The following is a 26437-nucleotide window of genomic DNA, read 5'->3' on the forward strand; positions in this document are numbered from 1 at the left end:
AAACTTGCAAAAGTTAAGCAGCAATTATTATAAAGATAAAATTTAAAAAATAGGGGTTAGATCTGAACGCCAAAACTAGATGCTAAGTTTTTCACATCTTGAGAGTTTAATTTTTTTAAATCTTGAGGGTTTAAATCTTTTATAGACTTACCATTTATTTTAGTATTATTTATAAACTGTTGAGCCTTATCATTTAACCCAGCTTGTTTAGCTATCTGTGATGCTGTGTTTTTTACAGTATCAACACTTAATAAATTCTTCAACGATGATGTATCTAAACCAAATCCAACATTATTTAAATCTCCTGAAACAACACCTTTTAGAGTTAGATCAGATACTTTTTGCTTGAATTGATTAAAACTAATAGCTACATTTTTGAACTTTAACTGTAACGGAATATTAAACGTCACATTCCTAACTCCACTAAACTGCCAAGTTCCTTTACCAGATACCGCTAAGCTCTTAGCATCGAATCCTATACCTTGAACAGTCAAACCTTTTATAGCATCTCCTGCAACATTATCTAAATTAAATTTAACTGTATTATCAATATTTGGTTTATTAGAGATAACTACACCAACATCAAGATTTTGATTATTTGTTGACTTAATACCTATTTTTGTAGGTTTCGCTAATAACTCTGGATTAGTCGATATATTAGTGATAGTTGCATCATATAAAGTATCACCATCTTTATAGTCTTTAACATCAATATTTTGGACTACAAAACTAGGGTATTTGTCACGTAAACTCTCATTTCTAACATTTGCATAACCATAAACTTGCGCTTGATCTTTAGGTGTAATAATTTGCTGCTTAACTTGAGAGTCAGTAACTTTAGTCTCATTAGATCTAAAGCTTGATAAGAACTCTACTGCTCCTTTTATGTTACTTGCAATATTTTTTACTTCTTTGGCATTATCTTTTAGTTGTTGTAAGTTAACTTGCTGTATGCCTCCCCCTATCTTCTTAAGATTATCAATAGCTTGCTTTTTAGCTAGTTCATTCTCTTCTTGAGATTTTGGTTTTGTATTATTAGTATATAACTTCCCTTTAGATTCTCTTTGTTTATCAAAAGATACACCATCAACAACGACATCTTTTAAAGCTATTTGTCTTGTTAGCAAGTTTGAAATATTTATACTAGCACTAATAGATTTAGCATAGAATCTATCTTTATTAAGATCTATAGGATCTGCTGCTCCTAGTCCTGTTATTTTAAGTCTTGCATCTGTCAAATTTAAGTTTAAAGAATCATAATCAACTGTCGCACCATTTGCTTTTGTTAGTTGTTGTTTAATTATATTTGAAACTAATGAAGTTTCTAAAACCTCTGGTGAATAAAAAATAGCTGCAATAATCAGACCAATTAAAATGACTCCTGTTATCCTAAATGGCTGTCTGAATTTACGATTCTTCATCTTAACCCAGTCAATTTTTGCAATATTTTTACCTAGAAAAATCCAGCTAGCAATTTTTACAAAAAAGTTTTTTGTAATCTTATTGTATATCTCTGTGCCAGTTTTAATCACTGACATTTTTGCAACTACTTTTTTATAAGCTTTGGCAATAATAACTCCAAAAATTAAACCTAAAATCACTGAAAGTATAAAAGCTCCAGTAACAAGATAATAATCAAAACCAGCATATGCAACTACAGGAGTATTAACTAACGTTTTAAATATAGGTTGAGTAAATCCATCAAGCAAGAATCGCCCTAATGAAAAGCTAACAGCTTCTAAAACAAATGAAAGAGCTTTTGCTATTATTAAAATAAATACAAATACACCTATATTAATTCTAAGGATAATAACTAGGAATAATACCCCGACGAATAATAATGGCGAATATGATATCCCTGGAATAAAACCAAATACAAATGCAAACAACGATGTTAAAATCAATTGAAATGGTGTAATTTTTGAAAAAATAGTCGATTTCATCTTATCAAATATATAATCAAACATTTTCATTTACCTTATTATTTTTTTTAATTTACTAAACTAACATTATCATATTATAGGAAAATCAAAATACTAATATAGTATTTTATTGTAAAAAAATAAACTTAAGTTATTTATTTCAACAGTAAGAAGAACCACTTCAACCTGGATGTTAACTTTATTATTTTTATAAAAAATGACTATTTGCAAGTATAAAATAAATACCATACAATACGAATAATAGGAAATATTAATGATTAAGCTAAAACCTTCATCTATATTTAGCTGCTTTTTATTAGAAAAAAAAAAGTAAATACGTTATCATTCCACCTGTTATTTACAAAATTTTTGTCAAACGATCAAATAAGGAAGAAAATCGATGAACTTACATGAATATCAAGCTAAAGATCTTTTAGAAAGCTATGGTCTAAAAGTTCAAAAAGGTATTGTGGCTCACAACCCAAATGAAGCTGCTCAAGCATTTGACCAAATTGGTGGTAAATTTGCGGTAGTAAAAGCTCAGGTACATGCGGGTGGTCGTGGTAAAGCTGGCGGTGTTAAAGTTGTTAAATCATCTCAAGAAGCTCGTGAAGTAGCAGAAAGCCTTATTGGCAAAAATCTAGTAACATTCCAAACAGATGCTGAAGGCCAACCAGTCAACTCTGTAGGTATCTTCGAAGATGTATACCCAGTAACTAACGAATTATATCTAGGTGCTGTTGTTGATAGATCTAGCCGTAAGGTAACTTTTATGGCATCGACTGAAGGTGGTGTAGATATTGAAGAAGTTGCTCACAATACTCCTGAGAAGATCCTTAAAGTAGAAGTTGATCCATTAGTTGGTCTTCAACCATTCCAAGCTCGTGAAGTAGCATTTAAATTAGGTTTAGAAGGAAAACAAATCAGTGATTTTGTTAAAACTATGTTAGGTGCTTATAAAGCTTTTGTAGAATGTGATTTTGCTTTATTTGAGATCAACCCTCTTGCTGTAAGAGAAAATGGTGACATTGTTTGTGTTGATGGTAAAATAAACCTTGATTCAAATGCTCTTTATAGACACCCTAAACTTTTAGCCCTAAGAGATAAGTCTCAGGAAAATGCTAAAGAGCTTAAAGCTTCTGAGCATGAACTAAACTATGTTGCTCTTGAAGGAAATATTGGTTGTATGGTGAATGGTGCTGGTCTTGCTATGGCAACTATGGACATTATTCAACTATATGGCGGTAAACCTGCAAACTTCCTAGATGTAGGTGGTGGTGCTACTAAAGAAAGAGTAATTGAAGCTTTCAAACTAATCTTGGATGATGAAAATGTAAAAGCTGTTTTAATCAATATATTTGGTGGAATTGTACGCTGTGATATGATTGCAGAAGCAATTATTGATGCTGTTAAAGAAGTAAACGTAACTGTGCCAGTAGTAGTTCGCCTAGAAGGTAACAATGCTGAATTAGGTTCTAAAATTTTAACAGAATCAGGCTTAAAGCTCATCCCTGCAGATGGTTTGGCTGATGCTGCTGATAAAGTTGTAAAGTCACTAAGTTAATAAATTAAAACAGTTAAAAGGATATTAAATAATGAGCGTATTAATTGATAAAGATACAAAAGTTTTAGTACAAGGTTTTACTGGTAAAAATGGTACTTTTCATTCAGAGCAAGCTATTGCTTATGGTACAAAGATCGTTGGCGGTGTAACTCCTGGTAAAGGTGGTCAAACTCATTTAGACAGGCCTGTTTTTAACACAATGGAAGAAGCTGTAAAAGCTACTGGTGCAGATGCATCTGTAATCTATGTACCTGCTCCATTTGTAAAAGATTCTGCAATCGAAGCTATTGATTCTGGTGTTAAACTAATTGTGATCATTACTGAAGGTGTTCCTACTCTAGACATGTTAGTAGTTAAAGAATACTTAAAAGGTAAGGATGTACAAGTAGTTGGCCCTAACTGCCCTGGTGTTATCACTCCAGGTGAATGTAAAATTGGCATTATGCCTGGGCACATCCATCAGCCTGGTAGAGTTGGTATCATCTCTCGTTCTGGTACTTTGACTTATGAAGCAGTTGCTCAAACTACTAAACTAGGTTTTGGCCAATCAACTTGTATAGGTATAGGTGGTGATCCAATCCCTGGTATGAACCAAATTGAGGCTCTAAAACTTCTAGAGAATGATCCACAAACAGAAGCTATAATCTTAATTGGTGAGATTGGCGGTACAGCTGAAGAAGAAGCTGCTGAATATATCAAAGATAATGTAACTAAGCCAGTTATTGGATACATTGCTGGTGTTACAGCCCCTCCAGGAAAACGTATGGGCCATGCTGGTGCTATTATCTCTGGAGGTAAGGGTACAGCTGATGAGAAATTTGCTGCTTTTGAAGCTGCTGGTATTGCTTATACCAGATCACCTGCAGAGCTAGGCTCTAGGCTTAAAGAAGTTACTGGTTGGTAATTTCTTTATCTTTTTTATCTTGTCTTATTCTGACTATATTTAAATTCAAAACGAATAATATACATCTTAGAATAAATTATTAAATCAACGTTATATGTTTATCTTTTACTAAACAAAGCTCTCAAATTCCTTTTAATAACATTCTTGTATATCAAAGTAGGTAAACTTGAGAGAAAATCCTTTGCTGAACCTTTACCCGCTTTTTTCAGCACTTTTCTGGCTAAAAAAGGATTCACTGGATAAAAAAAGTCTTTCTTTGGTAATTCTTTATTTGCTAACAATGACTCTATAGCCTTTCTTACAAGAACAGGATTATTCCAATCTAATTTAAAAACTATCTTTTTCTCTTTGTTAATAATAAATACCGCATTAGGCATACTTTATGTGCATCACCATTTATATCATCAATAAATATAGTCCTTTTTTCTTTATCTACATTTTTTAATTCTGTTGCACAACTTTTTTTATCATCATAGCTTTCATGTTTCTTAATATTTAACCCTGGATGAGCTTCTCTTACATATAGTACTACAAATGATAAATCACTATAGTCTTTAGCTAGCTTAGACATAGAATCTCTTCTTCCTTGAAACAACGGACAAGTAATACTACCCATCTCAAAAATCAAATAATCTCCAGTAAAATTAAGGATATTTTGACAACTTCCTTCTACTGTTTCTAATTTTATATCAACAGCTTTATCTCCAGCACTTAACCCTTGAGATGTTTCAAAATTATAATCATCTGATGAGAAATTATCATAATTATAGTTACTCATTAATATCTCCTTTAGGATATGCTTATTCTCTTTATAAACTATAGCATAATCTGGTTCTAACAACGTGTAATATACTACCCCATAATATATTTATTCTTTCAAATAAGATTTGCTGATTCAAAAGGTAGATCTCTGATGAGAAAATAAATAAAATTGACCTTTATAACAAAAAAATAATAAACACTAAAACTTAAAGGAGATAATTAAAATGAATTTAAACAAAATTGCTACCGTGTTAGTTGCTAGCCTATTTAGTTTATCAATAGGAGTTTTTTTCGGAGAATGCATCATTAGTAAAAGATAATGCTATATCTAAGGGTAAACTTATATTTGCAGCGACTCTTATTAGACATGGAGATAGAACTCCATATATGCCAATTAAAAACCCTCAATATAACCACTCATGGTCAGAAGGTAATGGCGAATTAACACCTCTTGGAATGAAAGAAGAATATAAACTTGGGAAACATATAAGAAAGATTTATCTAAATAAATATCATCTTTTACCAAAGACATACTCTAATGGAACTATAATATCATGGGCAGGACAAGAGAATAGACTAGTTATTAGTACCTAATCTTTTTTATATGGATTATATCCTCTTGGAACCGGTCCAAAATTAGCTTCAGGATCACCTGCGTTGCCAGGAGCCTTAAACTCAATACCTATATTTACCTTACCAAATGCTCCAGTATTTGATATTGGATCTGGAAAAGAATTACAGGTATTTAATAAACTTGCAAAAAAAGAAGTTCATACTCAAGCACTATGGAAAAAATATAATGGTGAAGTATCTAATAAACAATTAGATCAATGGTCTAGAATTGCAGGATATAAAATAACAAATCTTTCTGATGCTGGTGGTTTTTTTGATGATTTACATGTCCGTAAAATTTATAAAGTTCCTTTTCCTAAAGGTATTAGTATGAAAACTTATGATAAATATTACCCGTTAACTAACTGGGCTGGATTATATGAGCTTACTCCAAAAAATATTGGAGATTTACTTGGATCTCCATTCTTGGATAATCTAAATAAATATTTATCCTCAAAAATTAATACTCACAATAAAAAACTCAAGTACGTTGTTTATGGAGGACATGATACTACTATAGCGATTGTAATGAGTGCTCTTGGTGATCCTATAACTATAAATCCTCATTATGCTTCATATATAAATTTTGAGTTGTTCAAGATAAATAATAGCTACATAGTAAAAGTAATCTATAATGGTAAAGGTATTAAAATACCAGCATGTAATAACAAAAGCTATTGTAGTTATAAGCAATTTAATAAAATAGTTAATCAAGCTATTGCCAAAAGAAATAAAATGCTTAGCTAAGTAACTGCAGTATCAATTAGATTTTATTATTAGTGGTGATCACTTTTTAAGGCATGTATTTAAGAGGGTGAAATTACCAATAAAAGCAAAGAAGGAGAAAGCTATAATTTAATTTCTGTTATATGTAGTATTTCATCCATGTTAAGTATGTTTTTTGTTTTGCAAAACTATTTAAATATACTTAACAACTTTATTCAAAATTTTTGTTCATGGAATCCATTATTACTTTGTAATACTTTTTTGAATAAATGTGGTCATATTTTTAATGTGGCTTCATTGATATTATTATGCTATCTTTTAGATTATTTTTATTAGAAACTAAACAATGAATAGTTACTCCATAATCAAAAAACTAAGCATTTCATGTTTAATTGGTGTATTAATAATATGGGTACTATATCCTTTTATTTACCCTATTTTATTTGCAGCTCTTCTGGCCATAATACTGGCTCCTTTACAAGTAAATCTAGAAAAGCACATAGGTAGACATAATAGTAGCTTTCTCATAGCTATGGGGATCTTATTATGTATTTTTATTCCCATGCTAATAGTAATATCATATGCTATTGCCGAGATTATAGCTTATTTGCAGAATGCTGAGTCTTTATCTCAGACTTTTACTCAACTTAGTAATTCTATAGCTAAGATTCCATATGCTGGTGAATATCTGCAGCAACATTTTGATAAGCTAATAACTATAATTAAACATGATAAAGAAAAAATTATCACTAACCTTGGACAACTTTTACCTGCGATAAAGTATATAGGTGCTACATCTATAAGTTTAGTAACTGATTTCTTGATAACAATACTACTTGTTTATCAATTTTTAGTAAGTGGTACGACTGTAGAGAAATTCTTCAAAAAAGTTGTCTTGAAAGATTTCAATGATAGTGATAGCTTTATATCAACAGCAATTATAACAACTCGCAGAGTTAGTTTAGCGATATTTCTTACAGCTATACTTGTTGGTGTAATTATGGGAGTTACCTTCTCGATATTATCTATGCCAAGCCCGATACTTTTTGCTTTTATTTCTGCTATAGCTTCAATGGTACCTTTTATGGTTGGTATTGTTTATATACTTTTAGGAGCTGCCGTATTTGTAATATATGGTACTACAAAAGCTATTATCATTTTAATAGTCGGCTTTGCACTTAATATCTTTACAGATAATATTATGCAACCTAAAATTATAAACAAGCAAGTTAAACCTAGTTTTGTGGCCTCACTAATTGGTATTATGGGGGGAATCCAAGCCTTTGGTTTTATCGGAATATTTCTAGGTCCTGTGATATTTAATGTTGCTTTTGTAGGTATCGAAAAACTAATGGATGGAAAAGAATACTAATTTCCTTAAACTTGAGGAAAACCTTCAAAACTATACATAGTTTCTAAATCTTCATCCCAGTTGACTTTACTAGCTCAAATGGCATAAAAAAATTATCAAAACTACCCATCCATTTTAAAACCAATTCTTCCACGAAGAAACATGAACCTTTATTAAATTATTCAACGACTTCTCTTCATGAAACTTAGAAAAAAATATATAATGGAACGATACTATTAATATTTTTTAACAAAAACATGAGTCAAGCAATAGAGAAAAAGAGTGTAGGTCTTATGACAGTTATATTAATTTCTGTCAGTGGAATTATAGGTAGCGGATGGCTTTTCAGTTCTTATTTGGGAGCAAAAGAAGCTGGTTCTGGTGTATATTTTTCATGGTTTATTATTTTAATATTTTTTATTCTAATGGCGCTAGCAGTATCTGAAGTTGCTGTTATGTACCCTGTGAGAGGAATAGTTGGAAGGATGGGATCAATATCTCATAATAAATATTTCGGAGCTATATTCTCCTTCGCTATATGGCTAGAACTCGTGGGTAGTATGCCAGGAGAGGCTCAAGCATCTACTCAATACCTATCTTATATATCTCCACACCTTTCTGAAATATTTATGTACAAAGGATCTCTAACATGGCAAGGACTCACTTTAACTTTAGTATTTTTGGTATTTTATTGGATAATAAATATGATAGGAATGAAAGTGTTTGCTAGAATTAACAATACGATTGCTATTTTTAAAGTTATTATCCCTGTTTTTGTAGCTTTAGTGATAATAGGAGTATACTTTGACCCAGGTAACTTTAAGGCATATGACAACCAAATAGCGCCATATGGAGTAAATTCAATTTTTATAGCTATAACTTCAGCAGGTATGATATATGCCTTCAATGGCTTTCAATTACCGACTTCCTTTGCTAGTGAAATCAAAAATCCTGAAAAGATTATACCTTTAGGTATTATATTATCTATATTAATCTGTTTTATTGTATATATAATTTTACAGACAGCATTTATAGGTGCTTTAGATAAAAACCAAATAGCAAATAACGACTGGCACACATTAAATTTCAATTCCCCATTTGTACAAATAACTACGTTACTAGGTCTAAATATAATATCTTTAATTCTATATGTCGATGCTGTTATATCTCCTTCAGGAACTGGTATTACATTTGTTGGTTCTGCATCTAGAGTATTATTTGGTATGTCATCAGAAAAAATAATGCCTGCTTTTTTCGCAAAACTACATCCTAAATTCTTAGTCTCATACAGAGCAATGATATTTAACTTTTTATTGGCTTTAGTCTTTCTCTTCTTATTTAGAAGCTGGGCTGTACTTATTTTATTTATTACCGCACTAATTGTTTTAATGTATATGGTCATACCTTTATCACTAGTTGGAATGAGAAATAGTCAAAAGCATGCAGAAAGAAAATTTAAAATGCCTTTAGCTAAACCTATTTGCTATTTATTATTTATTGTCCAAACTAGTTTTTTTGCCTTTATTGGCGCAAAAGATATGAGTTATTTAACTGTAGCCATAAGTGTATTTATGCTTTTATTTATCATTGTAAACATAAAAAACAATAAATCTACTAAACCTATAAATATAATTAAATGTGTATCCCCTCTTCTGATTTACTTATGGATATTAGCAATTAATATTTGGCTAGGCCCCAAAGCATATGGAGGATTAGATATCCTTAGTTACTATGTATTTTATTCTGTGCAAACATTGTTAGCTATATTATTTTTCTACATCCTAACAAATAAAAAGTTTGTCAAATTTTGCCAAACTGTTTCTCAATAAAATCTTAAGTTACTCATATTTATTTTAATCACTAATGGAATCTTTAAAACACTTTAAAAGGTTCAAATTTTTATTCTTCGTAGAGATGTGGGAATGCTTTAGTTTCTACGGATTATCAACATTAACCTTATATATAACTCAAAGATTATGCTTCACAAATGCTAATTCTACTTTGATATTTGGTAGTTATGTAACTTTTCTTTATATCAACAGCAATTATAACAACTCGTAAAGTCAGTTTGGTAATATTCCTTACAGCTATTACTTTTAGGCACTGCTATATTTGTAATATATGTTACTACAAAAGCTATTATCATTTTAATAGTCGGCTTTGCTCTTAATATCTTTACAGATAATATTATGCAACCTAAGATTATAAACAAGCAAGTTAAACTTGGTTTTGTGGCTTCGCTAATTGGTATTATGGAAGGAATCCAAGCCTTTAACTTTATTGGAATATTTCTAGGTCTTGTAATATTTAATGTCGCTTTTGTAGGTATCAAAAAACTAATGGATAGTAAAAAACACTAATCTTTTTAAGCTTGAGGAAAAGCTTCAAAGCTATGAATGATCTACCCCGTCAATTTGGGACAGTTTACTACTTCATTTTCCATTATATATTCAAATTGATATGGAGTCATATAATTTATTGTAGAATGTCTCCTTTTTGTATTATAGTAAGCTTCAATATATTCAAATATTGATAGTTTAGCTTCTTCTCTAGTTTTATAGCTTTCATCATGTACTAACTCTACTTTTAAAGTTCCAAAAAATAAACTGTCCCTGTTATTCAATACCACTTTATAAAATATTTTTATTCCTTGCTTTTATGCAGCATCTAGGGGTTCTATTCAGGAAGGTACGGAATTTCCGCGAGCATAGCTGTAACTACTGATATATCTAGTTTACAGCTGACAAATTGATTTTAGAATTACTAAGCAAAGATTCTATAATCCCTTGTAAATCAAGGCTTTCAGTACCTTTGTTAAATTCATACATTCCAATCAAATTAATATGTTGCCACGCTACAGGTGAAAATCTTATGATTTGTTCACACTTATCTTCCATTCCTTTATCTTTATAATAGCTATAGATACCCGACAAAATCGATGCGTTATAGAAAATAATGCAATTTGCTATTAATCTAGCACTTTCATTATTGATGATTAACTCTTTTTCAGTTTTACCAGTAAGTTTACGTGAGCTAACCTTAGCAATTGCTGACCTTAACTGATGATATGATTCTCCTCTATTAAGAGATCTATGAACATTTTTTCTAATTTGTTCATCATCTATGTAATCTAACATATATAAACTCATTATAATTTTGTTAAGTTCCACCAAAGCACGCAATGTATCATTTGACTTATATGATGATAACTTTCTAACTATATGACTTTGGGTATTTTTCTTAAGTCCAAGAGTGGTTAAAATCCTAAGAATATTATCCCACTCTTTTATTATTAGCTTAGCATTAACCTGCTTCGATGGTTTGACAGTATATTTCTCATATATTTCTATCTTATCAAAAGAAACTAAGTTAATTTTAGCTTTTTCATCTAATTTAGTAAATCTTGGCATGAAACGATATCCAAAGAAATGTAATAGTGCAAAATTAAGTCTGTTTATACTATGCATATCACCAGATACCGCTGAGATTCTTACATCAGTAGTATTGCTGTTTAAAATATCAAATAAATAGTGGCTTTCATGTTCATTAGCACCAATAATTTTGGAGCACAAAGGAAGACAATTTGCGAATAATGTATATGCTGATATACCTTTTCCAAAGCCAAAATATTTTGATGAATGTCTTGCTTTAATAGTGTTATATTTAGTTTCCAGCTTCTGCCCATCAACACTAGCATGTATTCCATAGTCAGCTAATGTATATTTCTCAAAGATAGGTAACTTTTCTACTTTGTTCATAATTACATCGTTGGCTTCAGATAGGGTTTTAATACGAATAAAGTCATTAGACGCTGATTCTAACTCATGTTGCTTGATATCACTTATATCTTTCATCCTATAAATATCACTGCCTGTACCTTTAGCAACAATGCATGCGGATATTGCTGACTCCGTGGCATGATTCTTAGAATACTTAGGTAGGACATGAGTGAATTTTTTTATAAATCCAGAGGCTTTTATAGCGTGAGATATTACATCGCTAATGCTTACTGTTGCAAGGTTTTCATAGAATGGGTTATTAACTCCATCATCTATCTTCTTGTATGGTAATCTCCACCTTAACAACTCCCCCAGCTTATTATATTTAATTTTTATTTTCTTATTAACGCCAGTACTTATATTTTTATTAATGTCGTGGTATTTGCTACTTAACTCTTTTTCAAACTGTTTAAGAATAGTGTTTATATCCGTCTGAAGTAACTTATTTCCGAGCTTTTCAACCAATTTTGACTTATGTTTGTTCCAGTCATCATCTTGAATTAATTCATCATTTAATGATTTGTAGCTTAAGCTATCTGCTATGGTAATAGTACCGTTACTAATACCTTTTTCTATAAGCATGTATAACATAAACTCATAACGATCTGCATTTATTTTCTTGATTTTTTTACTGCTATTTTTGAGCCTTATTTTCTCAATCACATAACGCCTTAATGCTCTAGGTATAAAAGATATACAAAACTCATCAAAGGTATATTCTTTAAAAGAGTTATTGCTATTAAGATGTGCTTTAAAAAAGTTTATAGCTTCCGATAATTGCTTATCTTTAGATTTGAAATTAATAACCTTAAAACTTGCTCTAAGATTCTGTTTAATTGATGCTGATGATTGAGCATAATATTCCCAGCGGTGAAATTCAGCATTAAATTGAGGCTTCCTAAACTTTCTAATTAAATTGGGTAAGAATTCTTTTGGGACAATATCATAGGCTTTATGTCTAAGTTCATTATCCATTATATTTTTATTGCCAAGTAAGGCTAAAATATCTGCCGCTGAGTTTCTATCTTTATTTTCATCATATAAAAACTCTTCATATGCTTTATTTTGATGCTCATCAGCATCTGCTATATAACGATTAACTTTATGGTTGAAACTAAATATTAAATAATCATTTATTTTTTGATAACGATGGAAGGCATAACATATAAGGTACAATCGAGCTAAGTTCTTTTTTCTCATATGCTTTAAACAATATATAGTATGGTACTCTGCTAAATCAGCATAATATAAAATATTTTGTTCAGTTAAATCCAATTTCTTTATGATATGAATGGCTTTATGATATATTTCAATTAAAAACTGATGCTTCTCAACTGTACTTTTAATATCTCTAGTAGCAAAATCTTTTTGATCTTTTTTGATGATCGTTAATTGATAATAATCATCATTTTTTTCTAAGAGTTTTTGAAGCTCTACTCTTAATGGTTTATCCATTAACAAATATAGCTTATTACTCAACCGATTCTTTTCATTTTCTAAAGCTTGTGAAACAATTTCTTGAAGTACACTATACCCAGGTCTAACCACTTTATTTTGATGGCAAAAATCTAAAATTGAATCAAATATGTATTTTGGTACTACATGTTGTTTAGCTAGGTTCTTCGCATGTTTCTCTAGTTTTTTTCTAAAATTATTTTCATATGAGAACATTCCATATTTTTGTAGGATGGCTTGCCGATTTTGATATATAAAATGCTTACTTGGGCTTTTCATAGGGAACTTAGAGCCTGGATAGTAAGTTTCAATTATATGCCATACATCTTGCCTTACTCCATGTAGTGTAAAGCTAAAAAAATACTGGGATAATCGGAAATATTCCACCTGCAGTATATAATCAATTTTAGATGATAAGTCTACTAGAGAATTTAAATATAAATGATCAGCTTCATCCAACTCAAATAAGAAATCACGATCTTGCTTCTCTAATTTTGGGAGAGAGTATAAATTATCGAATTCATCTGCAGATAAAATTTTAAGTCTTGCCATATTTGATAGTTTTTGTACCAGTATAAACGTCCGTTAATTCTAAACTTTTTTGTTATAGATATATATTTATAATTACCTGGCTATATTGTATAATTATAAGTAATATTTTACATTAATCCTTACCAGTAGTTAAAATGTCTCAAATTATTGCTTATATTAGGGTCTCTACTAGCAAGCAGGATATCAAGAATCAAAAGCTTGAAATTTTTGAATATGCTAGAAAGCATAATTTAAATATAACCAAATTTATAGAAGTTGAAGTTTCATCAAAAAAATCAATTAAGAGCAGAAGGATAGAGGAACTATTAGAAAAGCTGAAAGAGACTGATACCTTGATTATTACTGAATTAAGTAGATTAGGAAGAAGCACATCTGAGGTTATTGACTTAGTGAATCAGCTTATTAAAAATAAAATACGTCTAATCGCTATCAAACAAGGTTTAGATATAACAGCTCATGATATGGCTTCTAAGGTAATGGTCACCATGTTTTCTCTATTTTCGGAATTAGAAAGAGATCTTATTAGTTCTAGAACAAAAGAGGCTCTGGCAACCAAAAAGTCACTAGGTATAAAACTAGGTAAGCCAAAAGGAACAATTCAAAGAAGTAAATTTGATGATGACATTGATAAAATCAAAGAGTTACTTTTATTAGGGCTTTCAGTTAGAAAAATTGCTAATTACTTAGGATTATCTAACCATATAGGACTAAATAACTATGTAGTTAGTCGTAAATTAAAACAAAATCTCCATGTATAAGATAACCTAAGTATAAAGTATGAAAACCCGAAGAACTGTAAAGCCTTTGTTTATAAGGGGTTATGAGATTATAGTTTTATGTTGATAAAATCAATTTGTCGGCTGTAAGCTATGTATAGCAGTAATTACAGCTATGCTCGCGGAAATTCCGTACCTTCCTGAATAGAACCCCATCTAAAATACCAGAATATACTTCATCAGGAGTCATATATCCAATACTAGAATGTAGTCTTTCATTGTTGTAAATATCAATATATTCTTTGATACCTACTTTAGCCTCTTTCATAGTTATATATGATGCCGGATAAACATTTTCATATTTCAGTGTTCTCCAAAATCTCTCAATTGCAATATTATCTATAGATCTTCCTTTAGCATCCATAGATTTATTTATTTTATTATCAGATAATATTTTAATATGCTCTTTTGCTGTATATTGAGTTCCTTGATCAGAGTTAAAGATATCAGGTTTACCATATTTAAATAACGCTTCTTTTAACACACTAGTTGTTAGATGTGTATCCATAGTATTAGAAATCTTCCAAGCTAGTGTTTTCTTGCTATGCCAATCTATTATGGCTACTAAATATGCACATACCCACATTCTAGTCTAATATACGTGATATCAGCACTCCATACCTTATTAGCTTTATCTATAACAACCTGATTCGTCTCATTTTTAAATACATTAAGTAAGTATGGATATTTCTTGTGTTGCTTATTAATGACAGTTGTCTTTTTTTTAGGATACAATGCCTTAATACCCATTAATTCCATAGCACTTTTGATTAGCTTCCTTCCAACTAGAAATCCTAATCTATTTAGCAACTTTACTAGCCTTCTCGTACCATAATATGGATGTTTAGTATGTATCAAATCTATTGCATTTAATAGTCTAATATCATCATTACTACTAAATTTTGATATTGGTGTATAATAGTACACACTCTTAGATACAGATAATAGTTTAAGCTGATTATTTAAAGATAATTCTAGCTTAGTATCTACAGAGTTTACTCTATCATTTGATGATACCAAGCTTTTTAGCTTTCCCATTAAAAAATCCCTCTCTACTATTACCTCGCCTAGTTCTTTACTTGTTGCATCTTTATCTTTTCTAAGCTCATCTATTTCCTGCTTATACTCCTTAACAACAGAGCTTTTATCAAATGCTAAGCAAGCATTAGATAAAAATTGCTGCTTCCAATTATGCACGTTTTTAGGAAGTAAATCATACTTACTTGCTATCTCATTAACTGTCATATCGCCTTCTAGCAATTCTATAATTACTTTAGCTTTAAAATCAGCTGTATACGTTACTCTTTTTTTACTCATTTATCTATTTCCTAATTTATCTAGTTAACTTTAACATCTAGGAATAAAAATCTTTCTAAAATCAGTAGCTTTTTCTGGGGACATTATAATCCTTTATCTGAAGCTGACTAGATAGGTTTTAAAAACTTTACAGCTGAACTGGGTAATTATATTGAAGTTGTTGGCGATGATATATTTGTAACAAATACAAAGTACATAGCCCGCGGTATAAAAGAGAAAACAGCAAATTCAGCATTAATAAAGTTAAATCAAATAGGCACTGTTTCAGAAACTATAGAAGCTGTGAGAATGTGTCGTGACAATGGCTGGCGCTATTTTATATCTCATCGTTCTGGTGAAACAGAAGATGATTTTCTAGCTGATTTTGCTGTAGCTATGGATGGTGGGCATCTAAAAACTGGTTCAGCGTGTCGTAGTGAACGTATTGCAAAATATAATCGCCTACTAGAGATAGAAAGAGAACTTGGTAATAATGCTCTTTACTATTGAAAATAATTATTATCTTTAAATAAAATGTATAATTAATATATTCACTTAAATTTCGTTAGCACACATGACACCTAAGTTGAAAAAAGTTACTTTAATCTATCAGCTAGAGCTAAGCTAAAAATCTAGTTTTATAAAATGTTTATATTCTTGATACTTTTTTAGTTTAGCTGGATGATTATCATAATTACCATCAAATGCTCCAACATATTGAGGTTCAAAGCAAATAGCATCGTACTGCTTTAATACATTACCATTTGAAAGAACATGCCCTTTACTAAAATTACATGTATAAATCTGCATAGCTGGATATGAACTTGAAACTTTTAACTTTCTACCATTATCATAATTCTCAAGCGTAATTGCACCATCAACAACATAGCAATGATCAATTCCTCCTTTACGGAAATATTCAGAGTTTTGATGTTTTAATTTATCACCAATTCTTGATTTTGTACTAAAATCCATTTCCTTTGGCAGGTCAACTATTTCTGTAGGTATTAAATCACTATCTACATTAATAAATTTTGTAGCAGGTATCTTAAGTTCATGATCAACAATAGTTGTTTTATAATTACCTGATAAATTATAATGGCAATGATTAGTCATATTCAAAACAGTATCTGCATTGGATATAGCATCAAAACTTATAACTAGAGAATTTTCTAATAACTCATAAGTTACATTAATAGTTACATCTCCTGGAAATCTATCAATAGATGACTTTTGTATATTTGTAAATCTAACTTTATTACTATTTATAATTTTAAAATCAAATTTTTGATGTGTTACACAATTAAATCCACCATGTAGAGTATGCTTATCTTGATAGTTTTTTTCTAAAGAATATGTTTTATTATTCAAAATAATTTTAGCATCTTTAATTCTACCAGCTACTCTACCAACAGTTGCTCCGAAATATGATGGATTATCTAAGTATTCTTGAATATCTTGATACTGTAATACTATATTTTCTAATCTACCATCTTTATCTTTTGTTTTAAGTGAATATATAACAGCTCCTAAATCTAAAAGAGTAATCTCAACATTATCATTTTTAAATGTTATTAAATTATATGGCTTATTAGCTATGTAGACTTCTTTAGTGCTCATATTATCTCCTTAGCGAAATCTAGTATTAATCTAGCTATTTCTAATTTTGTTTTATTAGTATACTCTTTGTTTTTCTCTTTTGATAAGATTGTTACAGAAGAATTATCTTTACCAAAAACATTTGTTGAATTTGCAACAATCATATTTAAATTTTTCTTTACTAATTTTGCTTGAGCATATTTAATTATATTTTGTGATTCAGCTGCAAATCCTATAGCAAATATATTAGAATAATATTTTTTACAGTTTGCAAGGACGTCTGGGTTTTTTATAAACTCTAAAGTTAAGCTTTCACCCATTTTTTTTATTTTATTATCAAACTTATTTTTTATTTTATAATCTGCTACTGCTGCACATCCAATAAAGATATCACTATCCTTAGCTTGTTGTAGCATTGCCTGATTCATATCATCAGCGCTTAACGTTTCAATAGTATTTAAATTATCATGATTTAAAGTTAAATCGACTGAAGTTTTTGCTTTAAGCACTGTTACTATAGCGCCTCTATCAAGCAACTCTTTTACTAGAGCAAACCCCATTTTTCCAGAGCTATAATTAGACAAATATCTAACTCCATCAATATCTTCAACGGTAGCACCAACTGTTATCAAAAATTTTTTATCTTTGAAGTCTTGAGCAACTGATAGTAGCTTAAATAACTCTTCTGGTTCATGTAATCTACCACCTCCAATATCACCACAAGCTTGTAATCCATTATCTGGGGATATTAAATTAAAGCCTAAATTTTGTAATTTTTTTACATTTTCTTGAGTTAGTTGGTTTTGCCACATATTTACATTCATAGCAGGAGCAAAAAATACTTTATTAGTTTGTCTATTAGCCAATATACATTGACTAAGTAGATCGTCTGCAAAGCCGGTAGCTAATTTTGCTATAGTATTGGCAGAAGCTGGTATTATAAATATTTTATCAGCCCAACGTGATAACTTTATATGTCCCATACTTTGATTATAGTCATACATATCTAGTGACTCATCAGTATAAACATTACATCCAAGAGCTACTAGCAACTCAGGCTTAATAAATTGTTGACCTCCTTTTGTAACAATAGCTCTACATTGAACTCCATTTTTAATAAAAAGTCGTATTAAATTTATAGTTTTAAAAGCTGATACACTTCCAGTAATTCCAAATAGAATCTTGCTTGCCATAAAATATTCTCTACTTATTCAAAATCTTTTTTCTTTTATAAAAAAGAATTATTAATAAAACCATAATCGCAACAGCAACTGCTAATATATTTACATTTTGTCTAAATACTTGTTCACTAGCAAGCCAAGAAGCAAAAATAATTCCAAAGAAAATACTACTAGTTCTTCCTAGTGCAAATATCATATTACAAGCCAATGAGCGTACTTCCGTTGGAAACTCTGTTGCGGCATACTGGGACCACATAATATTATATCCTCCTCCAATAAGACCAATAAGTATCCCATAGAAAAATATAGTATCACTTGATATATATTTATAGCAAAAAATGCTTATTAGAAATATAACAATGTTTATCATAAAAAATAAATTTGGAGATTTAAAATACTGATTATAAAAACCACTAATAATACAGCTAATAATATTCCCTATAAAGAATCCAAATAAAAATACCTTTACTAAAGTGGCAAAATCGACATCTGATGCAATAAACTTCACTAAGGCGAACATTACTGTAATAACAAAAAAATATGGTAATGTAATTAAAAAATTTAATACTAAAGGTTTGCTATAATTTTTAAATAGAAAAACTATACTGCCTGCATTTTTAAACCTATCTGATTTATATAGTTCAATAAAATATGGAGATTCTTCCAATACTCTTCTAAATAGATATATAGCTAATCCAGCTAAACCTCCAAACACGAACATTATTTGATATGAAAAAACACCAAATAATGTAGCTACAATACCTCCAAAAACTCCTAAAATATATAAAAGACTCATTCCCCACGCTGCCATTTTAGGTGGAAAAAACTCAACTATTAAAACACTTGAAACAGCAAATTCACTAGCTAAAGCAAGATAAGCTAAAAATCGAAGTAACATAAATATATGAAGGTTAGTCACAAAAATACAACATATGGTAGAAAAAGAATAAAGTAAAATACTATATTTAATAACTGTTATACGGCCAAATCTATCTGCTAATATTCCAAAAGCTATAGCTCCAACTAGTATGCCCGTCATTTGAATATTATTAATTAGATAATACATTTGCTGTATCTTTATTGAATCATGCATATTAAACTGCTGTCTAAATATATCAACATAAGATACGCTAAATACAGTAAGATCATAGAAATCAATAAAATATCCTAAACATAGAATAAGAAGAATCCATTTTGTATTTTTCATTAATTTTAAAAGAAAATCTATATAATATTAAGTCTATATTATAGATTGTAAGGTGGGATATAACTAGGCAAGATTCGCTATTTTAATCTATAATAATATTTTTTTCATTAGCAGTAGCTTTACAAAATGCAACGTACCGCTTATCTGTGACAAACCAGTAAAATATAACCCCCAAAATTCCATTTACAATATAGCTATTAAAAGGAGAAGTTATACATAAAAATATTATAAAAGGTGAAGCTAAATATAAGAGATCTTTAATACCTACCCTTCTAAATTCAATAGTTCCATATATTGTCATAAGAACTATTAAGGTAATGCTCATATTAATATTAGTTTGTGTCTCAACAGTATTCAAAAGCAACGCTAATATTACAAACACAATCAAACCATATAACCTAGTACGTGGCGCTAATGCACCCATACTAACTGGAGCTGCCATATATCCTATAATATGAAATCCTGTTACAATAAGCATTAATGCTGTCCAGTTATCTGAAAAAAGCAAAAATATTGAAGCTAATATAAAATTAGCTATTAAAGATCTACGCGAGATATTAACAACAGGAGTTATTTTTGCAAAAAATCTTGGCATTTGCCCCTCTGAAGACATCGCATATAACATTCTAGATGAAGCGCCTAAATAACTATAGCCTGTAGCTGATGGACTAATAACACTATCAATAATTAGTAATATTGATATATACCCTAAGCCAAGTATCGTTGCTAGTTGTAATAATGGTGACTCAAAATCTAAGCCAGCCCAACCACCTTTACTCACTAAATAGTCATGCGGTACCACCTGCATAAATGCATATTGCAAACTAAGGTATAACACCAACACTAAAGCTAAAGCTAATACAATCGCTAATGGTACATTTCTACCTGGATTTTCAACTTCACTTGCATAAGCAACAACCGTTTGAAAACCATTAAATGTATAAATAAGACCACCTGCAACAATTGCTGTCAGAGCAGATGTAAAACCAAATTGACTATTACCCGGAATATCTGCTGCGAACATACTTACATGATTAGAACTATGCATTAATGAATAAGTCACAAATATTAAAACAATAATTGCAGGAACAGCCATTTTGAAAATTGTAATAGCATTATTAACTCTCGATAAAAGCTTAACTCCATAAAAATTAATAATCAGATATATGACTAACACAAACAACGAAAAAACTGTACCAGCTATAGTTAAAATATTATTATGCATAAGCCAATCCATAGATTTGACACCTGCAAGATACTGAGTAGTTGCCAGAGCTTCTGAGGATATTACAACAACAATACCAAACCAATTTGCAAAAGCAAAAGGCATTGCAAAAATATTGTTATGTGATATTGCGCTTGCTCGAGTAGTAGCTCCTCTAACAGGATACATAGATACTACTTTACCTAAACAAAGAGAGATCATTAAAACCAGTAGTGCTGCAAGAATCCATGCTAAAAATGCCCAGTTGCCGGCATTTCTGGCAGTTAATTGGGCACTAAAAAGCCAGCCAGACCCTACCATTGAAGTAGCGCCAATTAATATGGCACTAAACAATGACATCTTTTTTATAGATACATTATTACTCATTTTTTTTCCTTATATTGAATTAAAAACTCTATAGAGAAGCAAAATTGCTAACCTAATTAAACAAGTTTATCTAATAAAATTAGAATTAATATTCTATTAGATATTAAGGTTATAAGATTTAAATTATCATTAAGAAAATGAGTTTGCAATAGCTTTTTATTCTTCTAAACTCATTAAAGAAGCATTACCACCTGAAGCTGTAGTATCAATACTGACTGTTTTTTCTACAACAAATCTACGTAAGTATAAAGGAGATGCTGTTTCTATTGCTAAGCTCGTACGCTTACCCTCTTCTACAACACTTTCTGCAACAAAAGGTATTATAGCTCCTCGACGCAATGCTAAAGCCTGATGAACTTGTTTAACTGCTGATACACTGCCGGAGAATGTTACTAAAGCTACTTTACTATTAAAAAATAAAGCTGATGATATTTCTTCTTTATCAGATAATACTAAATGTATAACCTTCGAGCTTATCCCTGCCTTAAGCATTAATTCAACAATCTTATAAGCTGTTAATTTACCAGTATATGCTGGTTTAGCAATTACTGTGTTACCAGATAATAATGCCGCAGTAGTTTGTCCAACAAATCTAATCAATTGATCACAGCTAGAACATATACTTACAGCCAAACCACGACCTTTTAAGCTTAACTCATCTATTTCACCAGTAGGCCCAGGTAAGATCTGAGGGTAAGAAAATTCTTTTTTAGCCTGTAAACAGTAGTATGCTACTTGCTGAATAGTTTTATCTATCTGAATTTGCGCATCTTCCACAGAAACATTCGATTCTACAACAAGGCATGATGCAATAAGCTTACGTTCTTTTTCTAATAATCCTAAGAACTTTTCAATAATCTCAGCTCTTTGTTCAGCATTAATAGAATTCCAAATATCCGCTTCTTTATTAGCTATATCTATTGCTCTATCAACAGCACTAACTGATACATAGAAAGTTTTACCTATAACTTTTTCATTTGCTGCTTTAAGATCTCCGGTATTACCTTTTTTAACTTTCTCACCATTGATAATACTTGCTATAGTATAATTATTTTTTATAAGTTTGTTAACAGTCTTCTCATCATTAGCTATTTTTTCAGGATTATAAACCTCTTCAACAGCCCCAACACCAGACAACTTCTCATTTGCTAAACGATGCATATAGAAAGGTCCACCAGCTTTTGGTCCAGTTCCAGACTTACCTTGACCACCAAATGGTTGAACACCAACAACAGCACCTACAATATTTCTATTTACATAAACATTTCCTGCTTTGATGTTGTTTTTAACATAGTTCATTACTTCATTAATTCTACTATGTACACCAGCTGTCAGGCCATATCCTGTAGCATTAATATCTCTAATAAGAATATCTAGCTGATTAGCCTTAAATCTCAATATATGTAAAACTGGTCCAAACTGCTCTTTGCCCAAATCAGATAATTTATTTATCTCAAAAGCTGTAGGCATTACAAACGTGCCTTTTTGTGTATTTTCATTTGGCTGAGATTGATATACTAACTTAAATTGATTTTTCTTCTGTTCAATATAAGCATTTAGATTATCAGCAGCCTCTTTATCAATGACAGGCCCAACATCAGTATCAATATACTTAGAATCTCCTATTTTAAGCTCTTTCATTGCTCCAACTATCATTTTAATATAATTATCAGCAATATCTTCTTGAAGACATAAAATACGTAATGCTGAGCAACGTTGACCAGCACTATCAAATGCTGAGCGCATAACATCAGCAGTAACTTGCTCAGGAAGTGATGATGAGTCAACAATCATCGCATTTTGACCACCCGTCTCAGCAATAAATGGAACAATCTCACTAGATTTATTTGCCAAAGTTTGATTTATGATTGCTGCAACCTCTGTTGAACCTGTAAAGATAACACCTTTACAAACTGGACTTTTAACTAATGCACTACCTACTGTAGCTCCATCTCCAGGAGTAAACTGTAATACGTCTTTTGGAAGACCCGCTTTAAATAAAAGTTTAACCGCTTTGTATGCAATTATTGATGTCTGTTCAGCAGGTTTAGCTACAACTGTATTACCAGCAGCAAGAACGGCTGTAAGTTGTCCTAAGAATATAGCTAATGGGAAGTTCCATGGACTAATACATACCATAGCTCCTCTTCCGCTAAATTCAATTTGTTTTAAATTTTCAGATAGAGCTGGTAAATCTATAGGACCATCAAATTCTTTTCGTGCTTGATCAGCATAGTAGCGACAAAAATCAACAGCTTCTCTAACCTCATCTATAGCATTTGATAGAGTTTTACCTGCTTCAATCATTGCTATAGCAATAAACTCATTAGTATCTTTTTCTAAAAGATCTGCAAAACGTTCTAGAATATCTGCTCTTTGCATAGCAGGAGTATTATTCCAACTTTCAAATGAACTTTGAGCATTTTTTAATGCTTTTTTCACCATCCTAGCATCAGCATTAATTACACTACCAATAACTTCATTTGTATTTGGATTTATAACATCCTTAGCTGTCTCTTTATCAGACTTAACTTTAGAGACTATTGGTTTTGCTTTATATGTGTTTTTAGAAGTATATTTTTCTATATCATTATGCATTTTCTCCAGAATTGCAAAATCATTAGTATTATAACCTTGCGAATTTAATCTAGGAGCAACGATATCTTTTGGATAAGGAATATTTGGGTGCTGTCCACAGCCATGATCAATAGCTTTTTTAATAGGATCTTCTATTAATTCCTCTATTGGTAAATTCTCATCAACAATTCTATTAACAAAAGAACTGTTTGCACCATTTTCTAGAAGTCTTCTAACCAAATATGCTAGTAGATGCTTATGTCCCCCAACAGGAGCATATATTCTACAAGGTATTTCTTCATAATCATCCTTACCAACTATATTATCGTATAAAGGGTCACCCATACCATGTAAACATTGAAACTCAAAATCTTTAATTTCACCAGCAAGCTCCATTACAACAGCCACCGTCTGAGCATTATGAGTTGCAAATTGTGGATAAATATATTTATGATTTTCAAACAATTGTTTTACACATGCTTGATATGATACGTCAGTATGATATTTACGTGTAAATACTGGATATCCTTCTAAACCTTGCTCTTGAGCATGTTTAATTTCAGCATCCCAATAAGCCCCTTTTACTAAACGCACCATAAATCTACGATTAGTTTTCTTTGCAAGATTTGCTAAGTAATCCAGAACATAAGGAGCTCGCTTTTGATATGCTTGAACAACAATACCAACACCATCAAAACCTTCTAATGATAGTTCATGTGCTAATCTCTCAATTAGTTCTAGCGATATCTGAAGTCGCTCTGTTTCTTCAGCATCAATATTCATGCCAACATTGTATTTTTTTGCTAACTCTGTTAGCTCAAGTAATTTAGGATATATTTCAGCATGAACTCTTTGATGATTAATGACTTCATAACGAGGATGTAACGCCGATAACTTAACTGATATACCTGGGTTTTTTTTGATCTCTTTATTAACAGCATATTTAGCTAGTTCTTTTATAGCATGTAGATACTGATTATAATAGTATTCAGCATCTTTCATCGTCATAGCTGCTTCACCAAGCATATCATAAGAGTAGCTATAACCTTTATCTACTTTAATTTGTGATACTTTTAGAGCCTCTTCAATTTTTTCACCAAGCACATACTGTTTACCGATGATCTTCATCGCTTGCTTCATCGTTTGACGAATCACTGGTTCGCTACTTTTTTTAACAAAATTTTGGAAAATTTTTCTATAAGAGCCTCTGCTATCTTTTAAAATCTTACCAGTTAACATTAAGCTCCATGTTGCAGCATTAACAAATAAATGTTTTTCCATACCAACATGCTCTTTCCAAGCAGCACTCGTCAACTTGTCTTTAATAAGTAAATCTATAGTATATTTATCAGGTACTCTCAATAATGCCTCAGCTAAACACATAAGTACTATACCTTCTTCTGAAGATAAATCATACTCAATCATAAATGCATCTATACCAGATTTTTTAAGCCTATTCTTTCTAACTTGGGCAACCAGATTATAAGTTTTCTCACGAACTTTAGCTTTTGAAACACTTGAAATCTGTGCTTTCTCAACAAGATTTGTCACTGCTTTTTTCTCATTTATGAGCCAGTATTGAGAAATATTCATTATTTCCTTAGAAATAGGATACTCACCAGTATGATTTAGTAGGTTATTCATAAGACTTCCCTTTATTCTATTTTAAATTACTTTCATTAAACCTTTTCTTTTCATTAACAATTTTTTCTATTAATTCTTGATATTTTTTTGGAGCTTCTAGTCCTTTAAATAACCAATCAAATATATCATTATCTTCACTTGTTAAAAATTCAACAAAAAGTCTTTTATTTTCTAAACTCTCTTTCATATAATAATTGTTTAAATATGGAGCTAATATTATATCAAGCTCAAGCATGCCTCTTCTTGCTGAATACTTTATCTTTTCAGCAGAACTAAATATAAGATTATCGTTGTTTATTAACATATTTAATAGATTATAAATACAAGAATTACACTAGTTTATACCATACAGATTACACAACCAATATAGTTCACCAAATTATTTAAAAAATCACTCTTTAAATTAACCAAACAATTATGTATTATTTGATTAGTTTCACAAAAAAATTCAAGTTGACTGTTAATTTTCTCTATAAACAGTTTTATCAAAAAAATTATAAGGACTTAAATCTAATGGCTATTAGTCAAAATGCTATAAAAATACTTCAAGAAATTGATGAGCTAGATCTGTTTAGTAACATATCAGAAGAGTGGTCTACTCTATTAAACGAACAAAACGATGAAATAAAAATCAAAAAGCTCTATTCAGCTTTAGTTAAAGAAAGCATACGTCGTGAAACAGCTGAAAGATTAGCTAAAGATGCAAAATCATATTGTGACCTAGTCCAAGAACAATCAAAGCAAAGAATATCTGATTTAAAAGAAAGTTTAGAAAATCAGATAACTTTTTTGACTCAACAGATAAAAGACCTAAAAGATGAATCATCTAGAAATCTAGATTATTATAGAAATGAGCTAAAAAAAGCTACAAGAAACTTAATAGATAGTAAAAGTTAAACTAAGATTATATAGTCTTAGTTACAGGTTCAACAAAGTTAT

General features: G+C 30.5%; 21 protein-coding genes and 2 pseudogenes. 10 read left to right on the top strand and 13 right to left on the bottom strand.

Translation table 11 applies throughout. The features are described 5' to 3' along the window. Window positions 1–56: 56 nt before the first annotated feature. Window positions 57–1967: a TIGR03546 family protein gene (locus CDV26_RS06670; RefSeq protein ID WP_088772617.1), complete on the bottom strand. Its 1911-nt coding sequence runs from the start codon at window positions 1965–1967 to the stop codon at window positions 57–59. 355 nt (window positions 1968–2322) lie between these two features. Here CDV26_RS06670 and sucC point away from each other — a divergent pair, with 355 nt between their 5' ends. After that, a complete protein-coding gene (gene sucC / locus CDV26_RS06675; RefSeq protein WP_088772618.1) occupies window positions 2323–3486 on the top strand; it encodes an ADP-forming succinate--CoA ligase subunit beta in 1164 nt (387 codons plus the stop codon). 31 nt (window positions 3487–3517) lie between these two features. Next, entirely contained in the window at window positions 3518–4390 is an 873-nt protein-coding gene (gene sucD / locus CDV26_RS06680; protein ID WP_088772619.1) for a succinate--CoA ligase subunit alpha, read from the top strand. Between the two features lie 98 nt (window positions 4391–4488). Here sucD and CDV26_RS06685 read toward each other — a convergent pair whose 3' ends face one another. Together CDV26_RS06685 and CDV26_RS06690 are read right to left on the bottom strand one after the other, a co-directional pair. Then, entirely contained in the window at window positions 4489–4767 is a 279-nt protein-coding gene (locus CDV26_RS06685) for a hypothetical protein (protein WP_088772620.1), read from the bottom strand. Beyond that, the gene (locus CDV26_RS06690; RefSeq protein ID WP_088772621.1) at window positions 4725–5168 is read right to left on the bottom strand and encodes a deiodinase-like protein; all 444 of its coding nucleotides are present in this window, start codon (window positions 5166–5168) and stop codon (window positions 4725–4727) included. Before CDV26_RS06690 ends, CDV26_RS06685 begins: the two co-directional genes overlap by 43 nt. A 371-nt stretch (window positions 5169–5539) precedes the next feature. On the opposite strand from CDV26_RS06690, the gene CDV26_RS06695 reads away from it, so the two are divergent. The 5 genes and pseudogenes from CDV26_RS06695 to CDV26_RS12135 form a co-directional block, all read left to right on the top strand. Continuing rightward, on the top strand, window positions 5540–5746 hold the full coding sequence (locus CDV26_RS06695) for a histidine-type phosphatase (RefSeq protein WP_088772622.1): 207 nt from the start codon (window positions 5540–5542) through the stop codon (window positions 5744–5746). 63 nt (window positions 5747–5809) lie between these two features. Continuing rightward, a complete protein-coding gene (locus CDV26_RS06700) occupies window positions 5810–6511 on the top strand; it encodes a histidine-type phosphatase (protein ID WP_088772623.1) in 702 nt (233 codons plus the stop codon). Between the two features lie 325 nt (window positions 6512–6836). Further along, the gene (locus tag CDV26_RS06705) at window positions 6837–7862 is read left to right on the top strand and encodes an AI-2E family transporter (protein WP_088772624.1); all 1026 of its coding nucleotides are present in this window, start codon (window positions 6837–6839) and stop codon (window positions 7860–7862) included. A gap of 236 nt (window positions 7863–8098) precedes the next feature. Further along, on the top strand, window positions 8099–9670 hold the full coding sequence (locus CDV26_RS06710; RefSeq protein ID WP_088772625.1) for an APC family permease: 1572 nt from the start codon (window positions 8099–8101) through the stop codon (window positions 9668–9670). A gap of 200 nt (window positions 9671–9870) precedes the next feature. Further along, window positions 9871–10201 (top strand): annotated as a pseudogene (locus CDV26_RS12135) (AI-2E family transporter); the annotation flags it as partial. 41 nt (window positions 10202–10242) lie between these two features. Here CDV26_RS12135 and CDV26_RS06720 read toward each other — a convergent pair. Both CDV26_RS06720 and CDV26_RS06725 read right to left on the bottom strand, forming a co-directional pair. Then, a pseudogene (locus CDV26_RS06720) lies at window positions 10243–10443 on the bottom strand (IS3 family transposase); the annotation flags it as partial. Between the two features lie 127 nt (window positions 10444–10570). Beyond that, complete coding sequence (locus tag CDV26_RS06725; protein ID WP_088771898.1) at window positions 10571–13627, bottom strand: Tn3 family transposase; 3057 nt, start codon at window positions 13625–13627, stop codon at window positions 10571–10573. A gap of 134 nt (window positions 13628–13761) precedes the next feature. Here CDV26_RS06725 and CDV26_RS06730 point away from each other — a divergent pair, with 134 nt between their 5' ends. Then, window positions 13762–14385: a recombinase family protein gene (locus CDV26_RS06730; protein ID WP_088771897.1), complete on the top strand. Its 624-nt coding sequence runs from the start codon at window positions 13762–13764 to the stop codon at window positions 14383–14385. A 109-nt stretch (window positions 14386–14494) separates the two neighbouring features. Here CDV26_RS06730 and CDV26_RS13155 read toward each other — a convergent pair whose 3' ends face one another. Both CDV26_RS13155 and CDV26_RS06735 read right to left on the bottom strand, forming a co-directional pair. Next, window positions 14495–14989, bottom strand: a complete 495-nt coding sequence (locus CDV26_RS13155) for a DDE-type integrase/transposase/recombinase (protein WP_245806406.1) — start codon at window positions 14987–14989, stop codon at window positions 14495–14497. Further along, window positions 14968–15720 (bottom strand): IS3 family transposase, encoded by a 753-nt coding sequence (locus CDV26_RS06735; RefSeq protein ID WP_245806407.1) that lies wholly within the window; start codon window positions 15718–15720, stop codon window positions 14968–14970. The genes CDV26_RS13155 and CDV26_RS06735 overlap by 22 nt, the downstream gene beginning before the upstream one ends. Before the next feature lie 171 nt (window positions 15721–15891). On the opposite strand from CDV26_RS06735, the gene CDV26_RS06745 reads away from it, so the two are divergent. Then, window positions 15892–16209 carry a phosphopyruvate hydratase family protein gene (locus CDV26_RS06745; protein ID WP_245806563.1) on the top strand — a complete coding sequence of 106 codons (318 nt, stop codon included), beginning with the start codon at window positions 15892–15894 and terminating at the stop codon, window positions 16207–16209. A gap of 114 nt (window positions 16210–16323) precedes the next feature. On the opposite strand, the gene CDV26_RS06750 is transcribed toward CDV26_RS06745, so the two are convergent. The 6 genes from CDV26_RS06750 to CDV26_RS06775 form a co-directional block, all read right to left on the bottom strand. Then, window positions 16324–17319, bottom strand: a complete 996-nt coding sequence (locus CDV26_RS06750; RefSeq protein ID WP_088772628.1) for an aldose epimerase family protein — start codon at window positions 17317–17319, stop codon at window positions 16324–16326. After that, on the bottom strand, window positions 17316–18491 hold the full coding sequence (coaBC, locus tag CDV26_RS06755) for a bifunctional phosphopantothenoylcysteine decarboxylase/phosphopantothenate--cysteine ligase CoaBC (protein WP_088772629.1): 1176 nt from the start codon (window positions 18489–18491) through the stop codon (window positions 17316–17318). Before coaBC ends, CDV26_RS06750 begins: the two co-directional genes overlap by 4 nt. Before the next feature lie 10 nt (window positions 18492–18501). Next, window positions 18502–19686, bottom strand: coding sequence for an MFS transporter (locus tag CDV26_RS06760; protein ID WP_088772630.1), 1185 nt, complete (start codon window positions 19684–19686; stop codon window positions 18502–18504). Between the two features lie 82 nt (window positions 19687–19768). Beyond that, complete coding sequence (locus tag CDV26_RS06765; protein WP_088772631.1) at window positions 19769–21277, bottom strand: APC family permease; 1509 nt, start codon at window positions 21275–21277, stop codon at window positions 19769–19771. Window positions 21278–21433: 156 nt separating this feature from the next. Beyond that, window positions 21434–25498: a bifunctional proline dehydrogenase/L-glutamate gamma-semialdehyde dehydrogenase PutA gene (gene putA / locus CDV26_RS06770; protein ID WP_088772632.1), complete on the bottom strand. Its 4065-nt coding sequence runs from the start codon at window positions 25496–25498 to the stop codon at window positions 21434–21436. Between the two features lie 16 nt (window positions 25499–25514). After that, window positions 25515–25802: an FAD assembly factor SdhE gene (locus tag CDV26_RS06775; RefSeq protein ID WP_088772633.1), complete on the bottom strand. Its 288-nt coding sequence runs from the start codon at window positions 25800–25802 to the stop codon at window positions 25515–25517. A 209-nt stretch (window positions 25803–26011) separates the two neighbouring features. Here CDV26_RS06775 and CDV26_RS06780 point away from each other — a divergent pair, with 209 nt between their 5' ends. Continuing rightward, the gene (locus CDV26_RS06780; RefSeq protein ID WP_088772634.1) at window positions 26012–26395 is read left to right on the top strand and encodes a kinesin; all 384 of its coding nucleotides are present in this window, start codon (window positions 26012–26014) and stop codon (window positions 26393–26395) included. Window positions 26396–26437: the final 42 nt, after the last annotated feature.

The sequence above is a fragment of the Francisella halioticida genome, assembly GCF_002211785.1.
GTDB lineage: Bacteria > Pseudomonadota > Gammaproteobacteria > Francisellales > Francisellaceae > Francisella > Francisella halioticida.

Bases quoted from the DNA above. Each gene is read 5' to 3' on its own strand.
- CDV26_RS06670 (WP_088772617.1), bottom strand. From the start codon at position 1,967: ATGTTTGATTATATATTTGATAAGATGAAATCGACTATTTTTTCAAAA.
- sucC (WP_088772618.1), top strand. From the start codon at position 2,323: ATGAACTTACATGAATATCAAGCTAAAGATCTTTTAGAAAGCTATGGT.
- sucD (WP_088772619.1), top strand. From the start codon at position 3,518: ATGAGCGTATTAATTGATAAAGATACAAAAGTTTTAGTACAAGGTTTT.
- CDV26_RS06685 (WP_088772620.1), bottom strand. From the start codon at position 4,767: ATGCCTAATGCGGTATTTATTATTAACAAAGAGAAAAAGATAGTTTTT.
- CDV26_RS06690 (WP_088772621.1), bottom strand. From the start codon at position 5,168: ATGAGTAACTATAATTATGATAATTTCTCATCAGATGATTATAATTTT.
- CDV26_RS06695 (WP_088772622.1), top strand. From the start codon at position 5,540: ATGCCAATTAAAAACCCTCAATATAACCACTCATGGTCAGAAGGTAAT.
- CDV26_RS06705 (WP_088772624.1), top strand. From the start codon at position 6,837: ATGAATAGTTACTCCATAATCAAAAAACTAAGCATTTCATGTTTAATT.
- CDV26_RS06710 (WP_088772625.1), top strand. From the start codon at position 8,099: ATGAGTCAAGCAATAGAGAAAAAGAGTGTAGGTCTTATGACAGTTATA.
- CDV26_RS06725 (WP_088771898.1), bottom strand. From the start codon at position 13,627: ATGGCAAGACTTAAAATTTTATCTGCAGATGAATTCGATAATTTATAC.
- CDV26_RS06730 (WP_088771897.1), top strand. From the start codon at position 13,762: ATGTCTCAAATTATTGCTTATATTAGGGTCTCTACTAGCAAGCAGGAT.
- CDV26_RS13155 (WP_245806406.1), bottom strand. From the start codon at position 14,989: ATGTGGGTATGTGCATATTTAGTAGCCATAATAGATTGGCATAGCAAG.
- CDV26_RS06735 (WP_245806407.1), bottom strand. From the start codon at position 15,720: ATGAGTAAAAAAAGAGTAACGTATACAGCTGATTTTAAAGCTAAAGTA.
- CDV26_RS06750 (WP_088772628.1), bottom strand. From the start codon at position 17,319: ATGAGCACTAAAGAAGTCTACATAGCTAATAAGCCATATAATTTAATA.
- coaBC (WP_088772629.1), bottom strand. From the start codon at position 18,491: ATGGCAAGCAAGATTCTATTTGGAATTACTGGAAGTGTATCAGCTTTT.
- CDV26_RS06760 (WP_088772630.1), bottom strand. From the start codon at position 19,686: ATGAAAAATACAAAATGGATTCTTCTTATTCTATGTTTAGGATATTTT.
- CDV26_RS06765 (WP_088772631.1), bottom strand. From the start codon at position 21,277: ATGAGTAATAATGTATCTATAAAAAAGATGTCATTGTTTAGTGCCATA.
- putA (WP_088772632.1), bottom strand. From the start codon at position 25,498: ATGAATAACCTACTAAATCATACTGGTGAGTATCCTATTTCTAAGGAA.
- CDV26_RS06775 (WP_088772633.1), bottom strand. From the start codon at position 25,802: ATGTTAATAAACAACGATAATCTTATATTTAGTTCTGCTGAAAAGATA.
- CDV26_RS06780 (WP_088772634.1), top strand. From the start codon at position 26,012: ATGGCTATTAGTCAAAATGCTATAAAAATACTTCAAGAAATTGATGAG.